Origin of the sequence: uncultured Chloroflexus sp., assembly GCF_938091255.1 — a bacterium.
Classification (GTDB): Bacteria; Chloroflexota; Chloroflexia; order Chloroflexales; family Chloroflexaceae; genus Chloroflexus.
This window is the reverse complement of sequence record NZ_CALLJH010000010.1, coordinates 60858-78668: the sequence shown is the minus strand read 5'-3', so window position 1 is coordinate 78668 and position 17811 is coordinate 60858. Positions and strand designations below refer to the sequence as shown.

The window sequence follows — 17811 nt, the reverse complement described above, 5'->3', positions numbered from 1 at the left end:
GCGCTCAACTATTGTCATTCTGCCTACATCAATCTCTTGCTACTCTCTACTCCCAGCCAACACCTCCCGCCAGACCTCAATCGGCTGTGCACCGGCCAGCAGACGGTCGTTGACAAAAAAGACCGGCGTGCCGAAGACACGCAAGGCATGCGCCTCGCTGACATGGCGGGCAATGACGGCTTTGGTCTCGGCGCGTTCGGTGCAGACTTGTAACGCCGCTGCATCGAGGCCAAGCTCGGCAACGATGGCCTCAATGTGGCGCTGCGCTGTGGCCGCGTCGCGTTGCCATGCTTCACTAGCGGCAAAGAGGGCATTGTGCATCTCCCAGTAGTGGCCTTGTTCGCCAGCGCAGAGCGCCGCCAGCGCAGCACGTTCCCCTTGCGGACTACTGACCGGCATGTGCTTGACGACGTAGAAGACATTCCCGGTCGCAATAAATTCTTCAACCAACGTGTGGAAGGTGAGAAGGTGGTGGCGACGACAGAAGGGGCAGCCGAAATCGGTGAATTCAACGATAGTCACCGGCGCGGCGGGATCACCGAGCACGGCGTAGGGTTCAGCGCTGAGGCCAAGGCGGGCCATGCTCGCGGTGAGAACGCCGTTTTCGGTGATGGCCGGCGTTGGCGTCACGGTCAGTGATGGCGTTGGCAAGGGCGTTTCCCCCAAGCGGATGACGCGCGCAGTGGGTGCTGGCACTGCCGGCGGTTCAGGGGTAACCGTTGGTAAGCGCGCAATCGTGGGTGAGGGTGTGGGAAGATTCGCGGTTGCGGTGCAGCCGGTAAGAAAGACGAGGAAGAAGATGAAGGCACGAATTGCGTTTACTGAGCGACTTTGATAATAGGCCATAGCGCGAGCCTTTGTTTAACGACAAAGTGGCAAGCAAGAAAAGCATACCATACCTTGCCCGCGACCATTTCCGGCCCACAAAAATATCATTGCGAGGGAGTGGCGGCACCCAGCCGCGCTAGGTGGCACCCGACCGAAGCAATCTCCTCTTTCGACAGCAACAGACACTGAGCGGGTAGCTCCCGTGCTCGCGGGGACTACTTCGCCGCCTCCGGCGACTCGCAATGACAGAGGGGCAAGCGAGGAAGGGCGTCACCGCGCTCGGCGTGACGCACATAGACAGAGAGGGAGCAGCGGAACACAGCCCCCACCTCAGCCTTCCCCCGTTGGAGGAGCGAGTCCCTTACCTCTCCCCTCGTGGGAGTGGGGCACGATCATCGCTCATGCTCGCGGCAGATGGCTGCGCTGCGCATAGGAGTATTGAGATGCGGCAGTTGACCCGCCGCACTCCATAATCCTTACCCGCTCACCGGCGCAGCAACGAGACCAAGCTCGCGCAGCACTTCGTCCATGTGCTTGACCAGCACAATTTCGAGCTGTTCTTTAGCTTCGGCGGGCACTTCGCGCAGATCGATCTCGTTTTCGGCGGGCAACAGCACCTTGCGCACACCGGCCCGCTGCGCGGCCAGCAATTTCTCTTTCACCCCGCCAATCGGCAAGACTTTCCCGCGCAATGTCACCTCGCCGGTCATCGCGATCCGCTTGTCCACTTCGCGCTTGGTGAGCGCCGAGACAAGCGCGCTGGTGATAGTAATGCCGGCTGAGGGGCCATCTTTAGGGACAGCACCAGCGGGCACGTGAATGTGAATGTCGCTCTTTTGGAAGACCTCACTCTCGATACCCAACTCAGTGGCCCGCGAACGAGCATAAGTTAACGCCGCCCGGGCCGATTCTTTCATCACATCACCTAATTGGCCGGTGAGGATCAACTGGCCGTTGCCGGGGATCACACTCACCTCGACGAAGAGCACATCACCGCCGGCTGGTGTCCATGCAAGGCCGGTAACAACACCCACCTCGTTCTCGCCGAGCAACGTCTCGCTACGGAAGCGTGGCGGACCGAGCAGTTCATCGAGATCGGCGGCGTCAATCTGAGCCGGCAACTCTTGGTTTTCGGCCAGCCGGGTCGCCATCTTGCGATACACCGCGCCGATGCGCCGTTCGAGATCACGCACACCGGCCTCGTGGGTATATTCGCGAATCAGCCGTTGTACCGCAGCCGTCGTGAGTTCTGGGCCACGTGCCGCCATCCCCTGCTCGTTCCGCTGACGCGGAATCAGATACCGGCGCGCAATTTCAAGCTTCTCTTGCTCGGTATAACCCGACAGTTCGAGCAACTCCATCCGGTCGAGCAGCGCCGGCGGGATAGTGTCAGCGCGGTTGGCAGTGCAAACGAAGAGCACTTTGCTCAGATCGAACGGCACATCGAGATAGCGATCAACAAAAGCGACGTTTTGCTCAGGGTCAAGCACTTCAAGCAACGCCGCCGCCGGATCACCCTGAAAGCCGATGCTGAGTTTATCAACTTCATCCAGCAGGATGACCGGGTTATTGCTGCCGGCACGACTGAGACCTTGGATGATCCGCCCGGGCAGTGCGCCGATGTAGGTACGACGGTGACCACGGATCTCAGCTTCGTCGCGCACACCACCCAACGCAACACGCACAAACTTGCGCTCAAGGGCACGGGCAATCGAGGCACCCAGACTCGTCTTCCCTACACCGGGCGGGCCGACAAAACAGAGGATAGGCCCGCGTGCTTCGCTGTTAGCACCCTCTTCCTGCCGCAACTTACGCACCGCCAGATACTCGACGATCCGCTCTTTGATCCGTTCAAGGTCGTAGTGATCCTCATCAAGCACTTGCCGCGCCCGCGTCATATCGAGATTGTCAACCGTGCTGTTGTGCCACGGCAGATCGAGGATCCAATCGAGATACGTCCGAGCGACGGTATACTCAGCCGCACCGGGTGGCATCCGCTCTAACCGAGTTAATTCTCGCTCGGCCTCTTGGCGCGCTTCGGCAGGCAGGTTAGCTTCTTCCAGCCGCCGGCGTAGCTCGGCAATTTCGGCAGCGTGATCGTCAGTCTCGCCAAGTTCACGCTTAATTGCCTCAAGCTGCTGGCGCAAGACATACTCGCGCTGGTTCTTCGAGACCTCTTCCTGCGCCTTGCGCCCGATCATCAAAATTTCACGCTCCCGTTCGAGCAGGCGCAGCACGTGCTGCAATCGCTCGGTGACCTCGAGCATATCGAGCACCGCCTGCTGATCGTCAAGGTTGAGGTTGAGATTAGCCGCAATCAGGTCGGCCAGCATACCGGGATGGGGCGCATTAGCCGCCGCCATCGCCAATTCATCGGGCAGATTCGGGCTAAGCTCAACGATCTGCTGGAAACCGGCCAAGGCGGCCCGCGCCAAACCCGACACCTCCACCGGCACATCAACCGGATCGCGCGAGATGCTGACCCGCGCTTGCGGGTATGGCTTAAGCGACACCCAGTGCTGCACCTTGATGCGAGCCTGCCCTTGGAGCAGCAACTGCACGCCACCCTGCGGCATCCGCATCATGCGCACAATCACCGCCGCCGTGCCGGTAGGCGCCAACGCCGCCGGATCAAACTCCTCGCTCGCGTGCGCTCGGCGAAAGACGCCAATGGTCTTAGTTGAGAGCGCCGCTTCATCAACCAACTTCACCCAAGCGTCGCCACTCACCACCAACGGCAAAAACATGCCGGGAAAGAGCACAGCATTATTGATCGGCAAAACCGGCAAAACTTCGGGTATTTCCGGTGTTGCCGGACGGGGAATAGGGATTGGTTCACTCACGGTCGTTCTCCCTCCAACACCGGAATCACTACCTGCCGCAGCGCACGCCCGGCGAAGGGCAGGTGAATTTCGAGCAGGCCATGGATTGAGCGGGCGCTGGTCTGTTCGGGATCAATCAGGCGCTCGAACGGCACTTCGATCTGAAACACGCCGGCGGCAATTTCCATACGGTGCAGACGGCGCAACCCCGCCGGCAACGACAATTGGCGTGCGCCGGCAATGCGAACGACCTCTGGGTAGGCTTCGATCTGCAAGGTGGCCGGATCAACGCCGGCCAGCTCGATCACCAGCACCATTTCACGATCGGTCTCAAAGACGTTCAAGGGCGGCGACCATGGCCGGCTGTCGAATTGGGCATACGGTAACCGGCTGCGTAGAATGCGAATGTACGACGAATCGCTCATTGTTTGCTTCCTTTACAGTTATGGCTCGATAAGGAACGAGCGCTTAAAGAGTTCGTACCGCCGTGTGACCTGACGCACCCGCCAACCCAATACGAGCAAGACCACGCCAATTGCAATGAAGAACACTGCGGCAAGGTATGCCAATAGCTCAGGCCAAATGATCACTGCTACGCCGAGCACCACCAACGCAATCCCTTGCGAGAGGTAAAACCACCAGAGCGCCGAGAGTTCGGCAGTGATGTAATCAAATGGGCGAAAATCGATCGAATAGACCGGCATTGCTCCACCTCCTTTCATTCATACCAATCGGCGTCAACCCACGTGGTGACGCGATCGAGTGCGCGCCGGTAAGCCAACTCGGCGCGCAAGCGGGCAATTTCGCGTTGCATTGCCAACATACGCCAGCGCATGCTCAATACAAGATCGATGACATCGACAGGCACTTCTAGATCGTCAATCAGCCGGCGTATCCGGCGCAATTCATCAAATTCGGCTGCCGGCAATTGGGGAATTGGGTGAATGTACCCCAACTCTGCAAGATGTTGAAGCACCGATACTGGCAGCCCAACGACACGTGACAGTTCCTCTAAACTCATGCGTCGCACTAACATAGGCGGCGTCTCCTCGTGTGGCGAAGCACTGCTTCACTATCGGTAGACGAAGCACTGTTTCGCTATGGGTGGACGAAGCAGTGCTTCGTCCCTACAAGGGTTATCGTAATTCGGCCAACGTCACCGGCAGGGTCTGTTCGCGGCCATCACGGATGAATGTCACCTGCACGGTTTCACCGACTTTGGTTTCCGTTTCCAAATACACCAGCAATTCCTGAGTAGTGGTAATAGATCGGCCATTGATAGACACAATCACATCCCCGCCAATCGGCAAGTTCCAATTGCCAACCCGCCCTAACCGGTTGGGGCCGCGCAAACCGGCCCGCGCCGCCGGGCCGTCGGCCACTAATTCGGCAATCAACAATCCCTGAGTCACCGGCAATCGCATTCCGGCCCGCTCGAAGAGCGCAGCCCGCTGGGGAGTCAGTTCGATCACGCGCACGCCCAGTGACGGGTGTGGATAACGCCCCTCGCGGATCAAGACCGGCACGACCCGCTGCACCGTGCGCGCCGAGATTGCGAAGCCGATACCGGCATTAGCTCCACTAGGGCTGAGGATGGCCGAATTCACCCCAATCACCCGCCCCGACAAATCGAGCAGCGGCCCGCCAGAGTTGCCCGGATTGATCGCGACATCTGACTGGATCACCTCGCCAATGAAGCGCTGGTTCGGGCTTTCGATCACGCGGCCCAAGGCGCTGACGATGCCGAACGTGAGGGTGCGCTCTAGCCCGAACGGGTTGCCAAGCGCGAGCACAAATTGGCCGACATAGACCTGCGTCGAGTCGCCGATCGGCAACGGGCGAATCTCGTTAGCCGGCAGATCAACTTTGATTACGGCTAAATCGTTTGACGGATCGCTGCCCGCGATCTGCGCCGGTACTGTGCGGCCATCGGCCAACGTTACCTGCAATTCATTGGCATCGGCAATCACGTGATAGTTGGTGATGATGTGCCCTAAGGTATCGTAAAAGAAGCCTGATCCGCTCCCTTGGCGTGGCACCGGATTGAAGAAAAAGTCATAACTAATCGAGCGGCTGGTAATATTGACAACACTCGGCCCGGCCTCGCGGTAGACAGCCGCGATCTGGGCTTCTAGATCGGTCGCGGTCAGCGGGATAATCGTCGGTGCTCCAACAACCACCGGGGTCGGTGAAGGCGCAATAGCCACCGCCGCCGGACGATTGCCGGCAAACGCTGTCCATATAAACGCGCCGGCGATAACGGCCAGCAATATCAATTCGATGAATAACACGATCCAACGACCGCGACCGGGTTGTGGCGACATAGAAAACCTCGTGGCAATTTTATTTCTTGTTGGAATCGCACGGCCACTAGAGCCGCACGGACGGGCGGCTTCACTGGCCGGATACTGTCACGAACGCTTGCGATTACGGATCAACTCGCGCAACGTATGCAATTCAGCATCGCTCAACGGTTCTGGTAACACCAACTTCACCCGCGCAAACAGGTCACCGCGTTCAGACGGGTTTTCTAGCTTTGGCATACCCTTGCCACGCAACCGGAAGACCTTATCAGCTTGGGTACGCGGTGGAATCTTGAGCGTCACCGTGCCATCGATCGTCGGCACGCGCACCTCGCCGCCTACCGCTGCCGTAAAGGCATCAACCTCGATCGTGGTGGTCAAATCATCGCCGTCACGCTCAAACTGCGGATGCGGCTCGACTTCGACCACCAGATAGAGATCGCCGGCTGGGCCGCCACCAATGCCAGCAGCGCCCTGCCCACTTAGGCGCACACGGGTACCGGTACGCACCCCTCGCGGAATGCGCGCTTCGATCCGCCGGTCGCCAACTTGCAGCGAGCGCGTCGTGCCAGAAAAGGCCTCTTCTAGGGAAACCGTCACCGGCGCTTCGAGGTCGCGCCCGCGGGCCGGACGGCTAGGCCGGCGGAATTGCGGCTGCCCAAAGATCGAGCTGAAGAAGTCAGAGAAGGGACTATCAGCTCCAAATAGGTCTTCAAGGTCTTCGGGCGAGACATTATAAGTGTACACCTGCTGACCCGGCGCCGCCTGCCATTGGCTCCAGTTGAAATCGCCGCGCCCGCCGCTACGCTGCCAGCGCTGATAGTACGAGCGCAACTCGTCGTACTTGCGCCGCCGTTCAGGATCGCTCAGCGCCTGATAGGCTTCGTTAATCTCTTTGAAGCGCTCTTCGGCTTTCTTGTCACCCGGATTGACGTCAGGATGGTATTGCCGCGCCAGTTTGCGGTAGGCTTGCTTAATCGCCTGATCGTCAGCATCGGGGCTAAGGCCCAAGATGGCATAATAATCTTTGAATTCCATAGTATTTGTACCATCTCAATGATGTGATATAGGTAGCGCAACCGCACGACCTCACTATTGCGCCGCAGGTCCGACAGCCCTCATACGCCGGATTACCAGCGCAAGATGCCGGCCAACCCGCTGAAATCGCGCAGCAATCGCTCTTCGGCTACACCCGACATAAATTCAAGCCGGGTCGCAAAGGCAGTGCAGGCGTCAACCAGCACATCACGCAAGGCAATCGGTTGCGGTTGTGTTTCGGGCTCCAGTATCATCGCCTGCTCACGGCTACCGGCCAACAAACCGTTGCCAGCCAGCCATACCTGCTCGTTGAGCCGCCACGGTGCCAACAAGACGCTCAGCCGGCCTTCTTGCAGCGCAGCCAACACCGGATCAATGCCCCATACGCCGGGTTGGCGCATCACCTGATCAAGTAACTCTTGCTCATGAACCTGTTCGACATATTCAAGCGCCGGTAAGACTTTTGCCAGCACATGGGCCGGCGCTGCGTCGGGGTGAGGCAGATCAGCCACGTGGGCCACCACCATCTGCTGGACGGTACGCGGCAACAGTGCTGCAAATTGCTTCGTTGCCTCATCCCGGCCGAGCAAAACCAGTCGGCGAATGCCGAAGTGGGCCAATGCCCGCTCGGTCAAACCTGCCAAGCGTTGCAAGTAGCGCGCCGCGATATTCTCCATCCGGCGCGCGAAGCGATCGCGGTTACCCATTGCCTGCGCACGCAACCGCTCACGCAACCGCTGTGGGTCAAACTGATCGACTTCGCGCCAGAGATCGGCCTCGACGCTGCGGAAGACATCGGTATGCTCGACAATCTCGCCCAAAAAGACCTCATAGAAGCGCCAGCCCTCGCCGCGCAACCAAACGACCGCCGCGCGCTCGTATTGGTCAAGCGCATAGATGATCGGGGTAATGTACGGCTCGCCCCAACGCGCCTCTACCCGGCCATTGCTCAAATCGAGCAGCGGCAGCGCGATGTGCAGCGGCAAGCGCGTTATCGCGACCTGCGAATTTGCAAGCTCAGCCGCAAAGATCGCTAACGTGCGCGCTTCGGGGGCAAACTCTGCCTCGAGCGCGGTGATTACCGCCTGCTCTACCGCAGCCGGCGCGGCCAGCGCCTTCACCGCATTGCGCGCCCGCAACTCCCATGCCCGTCGCGCATTGTCTGGCTGCGTAGGATCGACCTCAACATACAACGACAGCACCGGCGGCTGCAACGCTCCCAACTCGGCTCGGATCTGTTGCACTGTGTCGCGATCGATCATATATTCCTTCCTTTCTGGTGATTACCGCCACCAACGCGCAATGAGATTGGCAATGACGGTCAACACCAGACTCACCACCAGCATAGTGCCGAGTGGAATAAAGATGGTTAGATTATCGCGTTCGATCAAAATATCGCCGGGCAGCCGGCCTAGCCACGGTAAACGGCCGGCAGCTAACACTACCAGCCCGATCACGATCAACACCACCCCGGCGCCGATCAACCAACGTCCTAGCTCGGTCATGGCTGCACCTCATAACGGGCAGACGAACGCCCCAATATTTGTCTGCTTTGGTATTATGGTGAAATGATATTAGCTGGCGGTCAACGAGGTGCTAATAATGTGTTAGAAATGCATGCCGAGAGCGATTCCGGCAACCGTGATCAGGCTTGCCAGCACCTCTTGCCCGCCGACCAACGGCGTCGGCGTAGACAGGCTACGCGGCAACAGCCCAATCCAACAGCGCAACCCTAGCAACCCAAAGGCTACCAGCACGGGCCAGCCGATCCAGCCTGCGATCACCAATCCGCCCACCAACCCCAAGGCAGCGCCATGCCACCAAAATGCCGGCGCGCGGTGTGCCGGTTCGTTGCGGGCGAGGCGTAAGCGAATCCGGACATAGATGATCGCGGTGACGGCTTGTAAAGCCAGCAGCATCCATGCCAACAACGCTCGCGATGCCGGCCAGCCATTTGCCATCATGATTGCCGCCGCCAACGCACTGATCGCCACTGCGCCGCACAGCTCGGCGGCTAGCGCGCGACTCTCTTTGCGCAGATCGAAGAACAATTGGCCCAATGCAAAGGGGACTGCCAGCGCGATCGGCAACCAAACCGGCGCTGCTGCGGTGCTGATTGCTACGCCAAGGCCAGTCAGCGCGATCGCGCCGTACCCCAGCGCAAAGCGCTCGGCCCAGACGGTGCGTGGATACCGTTTACCGCGCTGGTAATCACCAAACGCCAACTTCAACGGCTGACGGGTCAGAAACGCGCCTAATGCAGCTATGCTCAACCCAATTCCAGCCAGCGATGGGGCCAGCCACAGCCCTAATAGCACCGGCGCTGCCAACAAGCCCCAACCGCCGTGCTCGACCGGCAAAGCGATCGGTCGCAAACGTACTTGTGATGATTTCGCTACTGCTACTTGATTATCGCTTTGCATCTGCACATCCTTACCGTAATCCTCTGAGCAACAGCAACAACATGATCACCGGTGTACGCGCCTGAATACTGTGCGGCAAATGCGCTGGCATATGCACCCACGTGTTGGGCTTAGCATCAATCACCTCTTGACCAAGCGTTACCCGTGCTTCACCTTGCACAAAATGGAGAATTGCCGGCGTTGCAGCGGTGTGCTCCGATAATGCTTGCCCAGCGGCGAAGCCGAATAACACTGCTTTGATCGTCTCGTCTTGGTAGATGGTTCGGCTGATCGTGCCATCCTCCGGGATAGACACCTGTTCAATGAGCTGGCGAACTGTGGCGAGATTCATCGCTTCTCCCTTCTTACACACTGGACGGAGAGGCACTACAGGATAGGCAGCTTTTGCTCAAGGCTCGTAGCAACACACATTATCAAGTGCATCATACCAAATCTATGTCGTTCGCAACAGCCTGTCCGTAGAGCAACCACACCACGCTAGGCCTCGTAGCACGGTAACCCAGAGACAGATTCCACCGATCAAGAGTGGGAGAAATCCCCCCATCATTAACCGAGCATAATAGGGTATACTGCTCATGAGAGTCTTAAATGACAAAGATGAGATGGAATGTCCATCGTCATTTCTTCATACAGGTAGAAAGAGAATTGCTATGGGTCAAAGTCGTCAATCATTTCCCACCCCGACAATGCAAGGATGGTCAATATCAGCACTGATTACCATTGTCCTGATTGCGATGATCGGCGTGTTTATGGCAAGCAACGCAGTCACAACGATTGAAGCTGGTACTCGCGGTGTCTTAAAGACGTTTGGTGAGATTACCGGTATACTTGACGAGGGCTTGCACTTCCGCATGCCGTTTATTACCTCAGTAACCGTCGTCGAAGTGCGTACTCAACGCTACGTGTCGAATTCGAGTGCTGCGTCGCGCGATTTACAGACAGTTACAACGGAGGTTGTGATTAACTATCGTCCAGATGCCTCGCAAGTTGACCGGCTCGTGCGCGAGATCGGCGTTGACTACGAACGGCGAGTCGTTGATCCCGCTATTCAAGAGGCGATCAAGGCCGCAACTGCCCGCTTTACAGCGGAAGAATTGATTACCCGCCGGCCAGAGGTCTCGGATTTGATTTTAAGTGTGTTAAGTGAACGGCTCCTACCACGTGGCGTGATCGTCGAGAATGTCTCGATCACCGATTTTAACTTCAGCCCAGAGTTTGCCCGGGCCATTGAAGCCAAGCAAGTGGCCGAACAAGATGCATTACGCGCTTCGCGCGAGCTAGAGCGCGCACGGATCGAGGCACAACAGCAAGTGGCTCGTGCTGAGGCAGAAGCTAAGGCTCGGCTCGAAATTGCTCGCGCCGAGGCCGAGTCGTTGCGCTTGCTTGGTGAAGTTGTTTCACCACAATTGCTGCAACTGCGCTTTATCGAGCGCTGGGACGGCATCTTGCCCCGCTTTGTCGGCGGTGACAACGGTCTACTGACGATGCTTAGCATCCCGACCGACGACATCTTGAACGAGCCGGCAGCCACGCGCGCGACACCACAGAACATCGCCCCGGCGGGAACGGAAGCGGCGCCGAATCCGTAAGTGCGTTGCTCGTCGGTAACGTGTGTGTAACGACCATCTCTTTGCTTGTCATTGCGCGCCGCGCAGGGCGCGGCGCGGCAATTTCCCCCACGAGCAGGAGCATCCTGCTCACGCATTACATTCCGCTAAAACGGGAGATTGCTTCGGGCGCTCCGCGCGCTCGCATATGAGAACCTCCACTTGCGGAACGACAGCGTCGGCTACGCTCACTTATCGCCCCACTCTCCATTTGACACCACACCCGACTTCTGATATATTCTCTGCGCTATGAGAAACATACACGCATCTACCAAGCAGAGCAAGCGCGCGAAGAAGCCGGCCGCAAGGTCTGGTTAGCTACGCTTGTCTGCTGTGCGTAAGAGACAAGACCCGGCTCGCCAGACCGAATGGTGGGCCGGGTTAATTGTTTGTGTCTGGAGGGACGTATGAAACAGATTCGCACGACTAGCCCAATCGCGTACACGCCACGTTACTGCCGGCCCGAACTCTTCGGCTCCTGTCAAGTAAGAGAGGTGCTACCGTATGTCGCTGCCTGAGCGCCTGTTTTTTGTCGATACGACCCTGCGCGAAGGCGAACAGTTCGCCAGCGCCCGCTTTACCACCGCGCAACGGATCGCTATCGCCGAGATGCTCGACGCTTTTGGCGTTGAGTACATCGAAATGACCTCGCCCGCCGCCTCGCCGCAAAGCGCGCGCGATCTCGCCACCATCGCTCGCCGCGGCTTGCGCGCTCGTATCCTCACCCATATCCGCTGCCACATGGCCGATGCCCGCCTCGCCGTCGAACACGGCGCGCAAGGCGCTAACTTGCTTTTTGCCACCTCTGAACCACTGCGCGCGGTCAGCCATGGCCGGAGTTTGAGCGAGATTCTGGAAGAAGCGCAACAGGTGATCAGCTTCTTGCGTGACCACGACCTCGAAGTGCGCTTTTCAAGCGAAGATAGCTTCCGCACCGATCTCGCCGACCTGATCCGCATCTACCGCGCTGTTGAGGCAATGGGAGTGCAACGGATCGGCCTCGCCGATACGGTTGGCATCGCCACGCCACGGCAAGTCTACGAGGTGGTCAGCGCAGTGCGCGCCGAAGTCAATTGCGACATCGAATTTCACGGCCATAATGACAGCGGCTGCGCCATTGCCAATACCTTCTGCGCTGCTGAAGCCGGCGCGACCCATCTTGATGTGACGGTGCTCGGCATTGGCGAGCGCAACGGCATTGCTAGTCTGAGCGGGATGATCGCCCGGCTGGCTAGTGTAGACCCGGCCCGCGTGCAGCGGTACCGGCTCGATCTGCTGCCCAAGATTGATGAGACGGTCGCCACCATGCTCGGGATCGAGATTCCGTTCAATCAGTGCATCACTAGCCCTACCGCCTTCCATCACAAAGCCGGGATGCACACCAAGGCGGTGCTGGCCGATCCGCGCAGTTACGAAGTGCTCGATCCGAATTGGTTTGGCCGCCAACGCACAATCGCGATTGCCCATCGCCTAGTGGGATGGCACGCCGTCGCCGAACGAGCCCGCGAGCTGGGTATTACCCTCAGCGAAGCGCAAGCCCGCGCCGCCGCCGCCCGTATTAAGGCCCTTGGCGATGAACACGATCTTGATGGCGCGATGATCGACGAAATTTTGTATAGCTACGCCGAATAACGCCCGTGGCCGCATAGCACGCGGCCACCAACCAAACGAGGATACGACTATGCCAACGATGAGCGAACAGATTTTGAGCCGCGTCGCCGGTCGTCCGGTGCGCGCTGGCGATGTCGTGACGGCGAACGTTGATCTGGTGATGGTGCATGATAGCTTGGCCCCCGGCATCATTCGCATTCTGCACCAAGAGTTGGGCGCCGAGCGGGTGTGGGATCCGCAGCGGGTGGCAGTGGTGATCGACCACGTGGCTCCCGCTGCCAGCGTGCAGACCGCCGAAAAGCAGCAAGAGGTGCGGCGCTGGGTGCGCACGCAAGGCATCCCCAACCTGTTTGATGTCGGGCGCGGCATTTCGCACCCGGTGTTGGTTGAAGAGGGGTTGGCCCAGCCGGGGATGTTGATTTTGGGCAGTGATAGCCATAGCACGGCGTATGGCTGCGTGGGAGCGTTTGGCAGCGGCATGGGCAGCACCGACATTGCGCTGGCGCTGGCGACCGGCAAGACATGGCTGCGCGTGCCGGAGACGATTGTGGTACGCGCGCGCGGCACGTTTGGCTTCGGCGTCGGCCCGAAGGATTTGGCCCTCCGCGCCGCCCGCTTGCTCCGCGCCGATGGCGCCACCTACGCCGCGATCGAGTGGCACGGCGTCGAGCAGCTCAGCGTGATGGAGCGGATGACGCTGGCGACCCTCTCGATTGAAATGGGGGCCAAAGCTGGCATTATCTCGCCTGCTGGTCTCGACCTCACCGGCCCGCTGGTGCCTACCGTCGATGCCGATGCGCAGTATCAAACGGTGGTTGAGATCGATCTCGGTCAACTTGAGCCACAAGTCTCCGCCCCACATTATGTCGATAACGTCGCCGATCTGAGCGATCTGGGCCGGGTGGCGGTTGATGTGGTCTACCTCGGCACATGCACTAACGGCCACTACGAAGACATGGCGGTCGCGGCCCAGATCTTGGCCGGACGCCGCCTCGCTCCGGGAGTGCGTATGATCGTCGTGCCGGCCAGTGCGCAAGCCTTGCAACGCGCTGCTAGCGATGGCACCCTCGCTACGTTGCTCGCTGCCGGGGCCACGATTGGTACACCGGGTTGCGGTGCATGCATTGGCCGTCACATGGGAGTGCTTGCCCCCGGCGAGGTTTGCCTCTTCACCGGCAACCGCAACTTCCGTGGCCGCATGGGCAGTCCCGAAGCGCAGATCTACCTCGCCTCGCCGGCAGTCGCCGCCGCAACGGCACTTACTGGCTATCTAACCGATCCGCGTACAGTGATGGATGGCCAGCCGGTCGTATCGCAATAACGCTCAGTGCAGAAAGAGAGGCTTTGCTATGGCTCGTGTGTGGCTCTTTGGCCCCGATATCAATACCGATCAGATCGTTCCCGGTCGCTATGCGCCGTATATGTTGAAGGATGAGAGTGAACTGCGTCGCTACCCGTTCATCGAACACCGGCCCGATTTCGCGCCCAACGTGCGCCCCGGCGACATCATCGTCGCTGGCAAGAACTTTGGCTGCGGTAGCTCGCGCGAATACGCTCCGTTAGCTTTGCGCATGGTCGGCGTTGGCGCAATTATCGCCCCGCTCTTTGCCCGCATCTTCTTCCGCAACGCGCTCAACCTCGGCATTCCCTGCTTTACCGCCGATCTGACCGGCGAGCTGACCGATGGTGATGAGGTTGAGCTTGATCTGGAACAGGGACGGATTACAACCAGTGATGGGCGCGTGATCCACTTGCCACCGCCACCGCTCTTCCTGCGCGAGGTGTGGGCCGCAGGTGGCATTGTGCCGTTCTACCGCCAGTATGGTCGTTTCCCCGGTGAGGTGGCGTGATGCAGATTTGTGTCATTCCCGGCGACGGAATCGGCCCGGAGGTGATGGCTGTAGCGACGGCGGCGCTGCGTGCGCTGGCGCCTGACCTCACGCTGACCGAAGCTGAAGCGGGGTGGGGCGTCTTCCAGCGCACAGGCGTCGCTTTACCCGCCGAGACACTGGCGGCAGCCCGTGAAGCGACCGCGATTCTCTTTGGCGCAGTCGCCTCGCCAAGTCACCCGGTGCCCGGTTACCGCAGCCCAATTGTCGAACTGCGCCGCACCCTCGACCTCTACGCCAACATCCGGCCCACAGTCGGCCCCGGCGTTGATCTGGTAGTCGTGCGCGAGAACACCGAAGACCTGTATAGCGGGCGCGAGCGGCTCGAAGACGATGGAAACACCGCCATCGCCGAGCGGGTCATCACCCGCGCCGCCTCGGCCCGTATCGCCCGCACCGCTTGCGAAATAGCGCACGCACGCCAAGCAGCCGGTCATCCCGGTAAAGTCACAATCGTTCACAAAGCCAATGTGCTGCGTGTCACCGACGGCCTGTTCCGCACCGTGGCGCTGGAAGTCGCCGCCGATTTCCCCGAATTGACTTTTGAGGAGCGGTTGGTTGATGTGGCCGCAATGCAACTAGCTGCCCAACCGCAGCGGTTTGATGTGATCGTCACTACCAACCTGTTCGGCGATATTCTCTCGGACATTGCCTGCATTCACGGCGGTGGCTTGGGTGTCGCCGCCAGCAGCAATCTCGGCCACGGTCGGGCGTTGTTCGAGCCGGTGCATGGCGCGGCGCCCGACATCGCCGGACGCGGCATTGCCAATCCAACCGCAGCCCTCAACTGCGTGGTGATGCTGCTTGAGTGGATCGACCGGCCCCACGTGGCCGAACGGCTGCGCCGGGCCATGGATGCCGTCGCCGCTGCTGACATTCGCACCCCCGACGCTGGCGGTGACGCAACAACTCGTGAAGTAGCCGATGCTATTCTGGAACAGATCGCAACCCTAGCTTGAAAGGAGCACCTAACTATGCACGCTGAATGCCCCGAATGTGTTGCCTTGATCACGCTGCCGGCCAACACGCTAGAGAGTGAGATTATCGCTTGCCCCGATTGCGGCGCTGAATTGGAAGTTGTTAGCTTGAACCCGCCTACCCTCGCCCTCGCCCCTGAGGTCGAAGAGGATTGGGGCGAATAACGACCTTATGTCTACCCAACAAAGGAGTTCATCGATGCGCGCCGAATGCCCCGAATGCGCCGCCGAGATCACGCTGCCGGCAGGCACGCTTGAAAACGAAATCATCGCCTGCCCTGATTGCGGCGCTGAATTGGAAGTTGTCAGCCTCAACCCGCCCACTCTCGCCCTCGCCCCTGAGGTGGAAGAGGATTGGGGAGAATAGGAGAACCGATTATGCGCATTGCCGTCCTCTGCTCGCGCATCCGCGCCGAAGAGAAGCTGCTCTTTCAAGAGCTAGAACGCCGCGGTCTCGATTATGTCAAAATTGATGACCGCGAGCACATCTTTGACCTCCACCAGACCAGCTACCCGTTTGATGTCGTGCTCGAGCGCGCCATTCAGCATAGCCGCGCACTGTACATGCTCAAAATCCTTAACGACGCCGGCGTACCAACGGTCAACACCTACCACGTCGCCCTCACCTGCGGTGACAAGTTTCTCACTACGCAGGCGCTCATCCATGCCGGGGTGCCGACGCCACGCTGTTTGCTCGCCTTCACGCCGGAAAGCGCGCTTGAAGCGATCGAGCAGCTCGGCTATCCGGTGGTGCTCAAGCCGGTAATCGGTTCATGGGGGCGGATGGTGAGCAAGATCAACGACCGCGACGCCGCCGAGGCCATTCTCGAACACCGTGATGTGTTGGGTAATTACCAACACTCAATCTTCTACATCCAGCAGTACATCAATAAGCCGGGCCGCGACATCCGCAGCTTCGTGATCGGTGACGAGTGCATTGCGGCGATCTATCGCACCAGCCCGCACTGGATCACCAACACTGCCCGCGGCGGCGTCGCCACGAACTGCCCGGTCACGCCAGAGCTGGCCGATCTGAGCGTGCGCGCCGCCCACGCGGTCGGCGGCGGCGTGGTCGCGATCGATATTCTTGAGACACCAGATGGCGAGTTGTTGGTCAACGAAGTGAATTACACGATGGAGTTCCGCAATAGCATCGACACCACTGGGGTTGACATCCCGGCCCGGATTATCGATTACGTGGTAGAGGTGGGCAGCGGGCGTCGTAGTGTTTAATGAGGCGTGTATGACTTTGCGCGTTAGCATTGTGGGAGCGAGCGGCTATGTCGGCGGCGAACTGTTGCGCCTCTTGCTCGACCACCCGCACGTGACAATTGTGCAGGCGACCAGTGCCCGCAACGCCGGGAGATACCTCTATCAGGTGCATCCCAACTTGCGTGGCCGCACCAATCTGCAATTCGTCCACCCCGACACCTTACAGCCGTGCGATCTGCTCTTTCTAGCCCTACCTCATGGCGAAGCGGCGCAGGCCATCGAGCGCTACGCCGCCCTCGCCGAGCGGATCATCGACTGTTCGGCTGACTTTCGCCTGCGCGATCCGGCGGTTTACCAGCAGTGGTACGGCAATCCGCACCCGGCCCCGGCGTGGCTGGAGCGGTTTGTGTATGGGTTGCCCGAAGTGAACCGGGCCGCCCTGATCGGCGCGCGCTATGCCAGCGGCGTCGGTTGTAACGCCACTGCCACCAACCTTGCCCTGTTGCCGCTGGTGCAAGCCGATCTGATCGACCACACCCGACCGATTATTGCCGACGTGAAGGTGGGATCATCGGAAGGCGGCGCGACGGCCAGCGACGCCAGCCACCACCCCGAACGATCCGGCGCGGTGCGCTCGTTTGCGCCGGTTGGTCACCGCCACCTTGCCGAAGTCGAACAAGTGACCGGCTTGCGCAACGTTCATATGTCGATCACCGCGATCGAGCTCGTGCGCGGTGCGTTAGCGACAGTGCATGCCTTCGCGGCGCGTGACTTGACCGAAAAGGATTTGTGGCAGGCGTACCGTGGCTTTGCCCGTGAGCAGCCGTTTATCCGTATCGTGAAGGAACGGCAGGGGATCTATCGCTATCCAGAACCGAAGATACTGGCAGGGGCCAATTACGCCGACATTGGCTTCGCCTACGAGCCAACGACCGGGCGGATTGTCAGTATCTGCGCGATCGACAATTTGATGAAGGGGGCTGCCGGCAGCGCTGTGCAGTGCATGAACCTGATGTGTGGTTTTGCCGAGACGACGGCGTTGACGTTTATGGGGTTGCACCCGTAGGAACAGGTTGATGAGCGTTTTATGGAGTGCGGCAG

Annotated in this window: 20 protein-coding genes; 9 read left to right on the top strand and 11 right to left on the bottom strand. The window is 59.6% G+C overall.

From position 1 onward, the window contains the following. Positions 1-39 precede the first annotated feature (39 nt). From Q1A00_RS05175 to Q1A00_RS05125, 11 genes are all read right to left on the bottom strand, one after another. Positions 40-846, bottom strand: a complete 807-nt coding sequence (locus Q1A00_RS05175; RefSeq protein ID WP_298406063.1) for a DsbA family protein — start codon at positions 844-846, stop codon at positions 40-42. A 458-nt stretch (positions 847-1304) separates the two neighbouring features. Next, positions 1305-3671: an endopeptidase La gene (lon, locus tag Q1A00_RS05170; RefSeq protein ID WP_298406064.1), complete on the bottom strand. Its 2367-nt coding sequence runs from the start codon at positions 3669-3671 to the stop codon at positions 1305-1307. Then, positions 3668-4075: an Hsp20/alpha crystallin family protein gene (locus Q1A00_RS05165; RefSeq protein WP_298406065.1), complete on the bottom strand. Its 408-nt coding sequence runs from the start codon at positions 4073-4075 to the stop codon at positions 3668-3670. The genes lon and Q1A00_RS05165 overlap by 4 nt, the downstream gene beginning before the upstream one ends. Before the next feature lie 18 nt (positions 4076-4093). Beyond that, complete coding sequence (locus Q1A00_RS05160) at positions 4094-4354, bottom strand: hypothetical protein (RefSeq protein WP_298406068.1); 261 nt, start codon at positions 4352-4354, stop codon at positions 4094-4096. 14 nt (positions 4355-4368) lie between these two features. Further along, complete coding sequence (locus Q1A00_RS05155) at positions 4369-4686, bottom strand: chaperone modulator CbpM (protein WP_298406070.1); 318 nt, start codon at positions 4684-4686, stop codon at positions 4369-4371. A 100-nt stretch (positions 4687-4786) separates the two neighbouring features. Further along, on the bottom strand, positions 4787-5974 hold the full coding sequence (locus Q1A00_RS05150) for a trypsin-like peptidase domain-containing protein (RefSeq protein ID WP_298406072.1): 1188 nt from the start codon (positions 5972-5974) through the stop codon (positions 4787-4789). A gap of 87 nt (positions 5975-6061) precedes the next feature. Next, on the bottom strand, positions 6062-6991 hold the full coding sequence (locus tag Q1A00_RS05145) for a J domain-containing protein (RefSeq protein WP_298406073.1): 930 nt from the start codon (positions 6989-6991) through the stop codon (positions 6062-6064). Positions 6992-7083: 92 nt separating this feature from the next. After that, entirely contained in the window at positions 7084-8253 is a 1170-nt protein-coding gene (locus Q1A00_RS05140) for a VLRF1 family aeRF1-type release factor (RefSeq protein WP_298406074.1), read from the bottom strand. A 21-nt stretch (positions 8254-8274) separates the two neighbouring features. Continuing rightward, positions 8275-8496 (bottom strand): DUF2905 domain-containing protein, encoded by a 222-nt coding sequence (locus Q1A00_RS05135; RefSeq protein ID WP_066791680.1) that lies wholly within the window; start codon positions 8494-8496, stop codon positions 8275-8277. Between the two features lie 102 nt (positions 8497-8598). Continuing rightward, a complete protein-coding gene (locus Q1A00_RS05130) occupies positions 8599-9414 on the bottom strand; it encodes a YwiC-like family protein (protein WP_298406077.1) in 816 nt (271 codons plus the stop codon). Positions 9415-9424: 10 nt separating this feature from the next. Beyond that, a complete protein-coding gene (locus Q1A00_RS05125) occupies positions 9425-9745 on the bottom strand; it encodes a cupin domain-containing protein (protein WP_298406078.1) in 321 nt (106 codons plus the stop codon). Positions 9746-10064: 319 nt separating this feature from the next. Between Q1A00_RS05125 and Q1A00_RS05120 the strand changes: the two genes are divergently transcribed. The 9 genes from Q1A00_RS05120 to argC all read left to right on the top strand — a co-directional run bounded on the left by Q1A00_RS05120 (position 10065) and on the right by argC (position 17776). After that, positions 10065-11003 (top strand): prohibitin family protein, encoded by a 939-nt coding sequence (locus Q1A00_RS05120; RefSeq protein WP_298406079.1) that lies wholly within the window; start codon positions 10065-10067, stop codon positions 11001-11003. Between the two features lie 522 nt (positions 11004-11525). After that, positions 11526-12653, top strand: a complete 1128-nt coding sequence (gene lysS / locus Q1A00_RS05115) for a homocitrate synthase (RefSeq protein WP_298406082.1) — start codon at positions 11526-11528, stop codon at positions 12651-12653. 49 nt (positions 12654-12702) lie between these two features. After that, a complete protein-coding gene (locus Q1A00_RS05110) occupies positions 12703-13953 on the top strand; it encodes a 3-isopropylmalate dehydratase large subunit (protein WP_298483148.1) in 1251 nt (416 codons plus the stop codon). 28 nt (positions 13954-13981) lie between these two features. Continuing rightward, positions 13982-14482 (top strand): homoaconitate hydratase, encoded by a 501-nt coding sequence (locus Q1A00_RS05105; protein WP_299755560.1) that lies wholly within the window; start codon positions 13982-13984, stop codon positions 14480-14482. Continuing rightward, complete coding sequence (locus tag Q1A00_RS05100) at positions 14482-15480, top strand: isocitrate/isopropylmalate dehydrogenase family protein (protein WP_298406088.1); 999 nt, start codon at positions 14482-14484, stop codon at positions 15478-15480. Before Q1A00_RS05105 ends, Q1A00_RS05100 begins: the two co-directional genes overlap by 1 nt. Positions 15481-15495: 15 nt before the next feature. Continuing rightward, the gene (gene lysW / locus Q1A00_RS05095; RefSeq protein ID WP_028459069.1) at positions 15496-15663 is read left to right on the top strand and encodes a lysine biosynthesis protein LysW; all 168 of its coding nucleotides are present in this window, start codon (positions 15496-15498) and stop codon (positions 15661-15663) included. A 34-nt stretch (positions 15664-15697) separates the two neighbouring features. Continuing rightward, positions 15698-15865, top strand: a complete 168-nt coding sequence (gene lysW / locus Q1A00_RS05090; RefSeq protein ID WP_298406090.1) for a lysine biosynthesis protein LysW — start codon at positions 15698-15700, stop codon at positions 15863-15865. 11 nt (positions 15866-15876) lie between these two features. After that, the gene (gene lysX / locus Q1A00_RS05085; protein ID WP_298406092.1) at positions 15877-16731 is read left to right on the top strand and encodes a lysine biosynthesis protein LysX; all 855 of its coding nucleotides are present in this window, start codon (positions 15877-15879) and stop codon (positions 16729-16731) included. A gap of 10 nt (positions 16732-16741) precedes the next feature. After that, positions 16742-17776, top strand: a complete 1035-nt coding sequence (gene argC, locus Q1A00_RS05080) for an N-acetyl-gamma-glutamyl-phosphate reductase (protein ID WP_298406093.1) — start codon at positions 16742-16744, stop codon at positions 17774-17776. The last annotated feature ends 35 nt before the right edge of the window (positions 17777-17811 follow it).